The sequence below is a fragment of the Roseateles sp. genome (genome assembly GCF_049240545.1).
Lineage (GTDB): Bacteria > Pseudomonadota > Gammaproteobacteria > Burkholderiales > Burkholderiaceae_C > Paucibacter_A.
The window spans coordinates 1-1745 of sequence record NZ_JBMLSK010000146.1 but is presented as its reverse complement, the minus strand read 5'-3'; the positions used below and the strand labels follow the sequence as shown (position 1 = coordinate 1745).

Below are 1745 nucleotides of genomic sequence, written 5' to 3'. Positions count from 1 at the left end.
CGGTGGGCATGTGGGCAGGCTGCCTTTGAGCCTGTCCACATGTCCACGGGGCGGTTGCCAGGAGCACGGTGTTGAGCATTGGAGTGGAGGCGCTGTTCACCAGCGCGTTGGGCCTGCAGCCGCCTTGGGTGGTTGAGGACGTCAAGCTGGACGTTCCGTCCAAGCGCATCGACTTCGAGGTCAGCTGCACCGGCGCGCTGCTGAGCTGCCCGGCCTGCGGCGCGGCCTCGCAACCCGTGCACGACCGGCTGCGCCGCTCCTGGCGGCACCTGGACTTCTTCCAGTTCGAGGCTTGGCTGCACGCCGACGTGCCGCGCGTGGCCTGCGGCAGTTGCGGCAAGACCACCCAGCTCAGCGTTCCGTGGGCTCGACCCGGATCGGGCTTCACGGCTGCGTTCGAGGCCCTGGCGCTGGCCCTGTGTCGTGAGTTGCCGGTACGCCAGGCCGCCGCACTCTTGCGCTGCCAGGACAAGCAGCTGTGGCGCCGCATCGAGTTCTACGTCGATCAGGCGCGCGCCCTGGAGCGCTTCGATGGGGTGCAGATCGTGGGCATCGACGAGACCAGCCTGCGCCGTGGTCAGCACTACATCACCGTCGTGCACGACCTGGATGCCAAGCGACTGCTGTTCGCCACCGAGGGCCGTGACCATCAGACGGTGCTGGACTTCGCGGCGGACCTCAAGGCCCACGGGGGTGACCCGGCCGAAGTGCGCCACGTCTGCATGGACATGAGCGCGGCCTACGCCAAGGGCGCGGCCCTGGCGCTGCCGCAGGCGGCCATCAGTTACGACCGATTCCACGTCATCGCGATGGCCATCCAGGCGATGGACGATGTACGGCGCGAGGAGTTCCGCACCGACCCCGAGGAGGTGGCCGCAGCGCTGCTGGGCGCGGACCCCAGGACGCGGCGCAACCTGCTGTGGGGCATGCGCAAGAACCCCACGGGGTGGACCGTGGCGCAGACCAACGCGATGCACTGGCTGCAGCGCTCGGCGTTGAAGAGCGCGCGGGCGTGGCGTCTGCGCATGGCGCTGCGCGAGATCTATGCGCTTGCCCGGCACCACAACAGCGCCGAGCAGGCGGCGGTCGATCTGGCCGCCTGGACAAGCTGGGCCAGGCGTTGCCGGCTGGAGCCGTTCAAGAAGCTGGCCACGACGATCAAGGAACGCTTCGACGCCGTCGTGCGCGGCATGCTCGATCACCGCAGCAATGCCTTCGTCGAGTCGATGAACGGGCAGCTCCAACAGGCCAAGCGCGCCGCCCGCGGTTACCGCACGGCCAAGAACTTCATCGCCATCGCCTACCTGCGGCTGTCACGCTTGAAGAACCTGCCCGCTCACCCGTTCACCGCCGCGGCGGCCGTCAGATAAGGCTGTCGTGTTCCACACGAAACGGCATAGAGCCCAGTCCGGTAGTGCTCAATGTCATTGCGAAGCCGAATGACCTCATCCACACGGCCGAAGTCGGCTTCCACGCCCATTGACTGGAATCGTTCCTTGATTTCCTGAACGTCCACGGTCTTCTTACCTACGCCCTGAAACGACACGCCTCCACCAGCGCTGGGAGTCGGGCGGATGCTCTTCTTGAGGAGGACTTCGTCCGAACCTGCGGGCGAGAGCTGGCGAAGCTTTTCTTTGAATAGCAGCAGGACACCTGCGGTCAGGTTCCTGACAGCAGACAGACTGCGCCGCTCGTCACCGGACTGAAAGTCTTCGACCCCAAGCTGGATCGATGCGATGGCGTTC

1 protein-coding gene and 1 pseudogene are annotated in these 1745 nt (G+C 66.3%); one reads left to right on the top strand and one right to left on the bottom strand.

Annotated elements, in window-relative coordinates; translation table 11 throughout:
* Positions 1 to 71 precede the first annotated feature (71 nt).
* Entirely contained in the window at positions 72 to 1370 is a 1299-nt protein-coding gene (locus ACOVRJ_RS09385) for an ISL3 family transposase (RefSeq protein WP_422043592.1), read from the top strand.
* On the opposite strand, the pseudogene ACOVRJ_RS09380 reads toward ACOVRJ_RS09385, so the two are convergent.
* Positions 1337 to 1745 (bottom strand): annotated as a pseudogene (locus tag ACOVRJ_RS09380) (hypothetical protein); the annotation flags it as partial. The gene ACOVRJ_RS09385 and the pseudogene ACOVRJ_RS09380 sit on opposite strands and share 34 nt — an antisense overlap.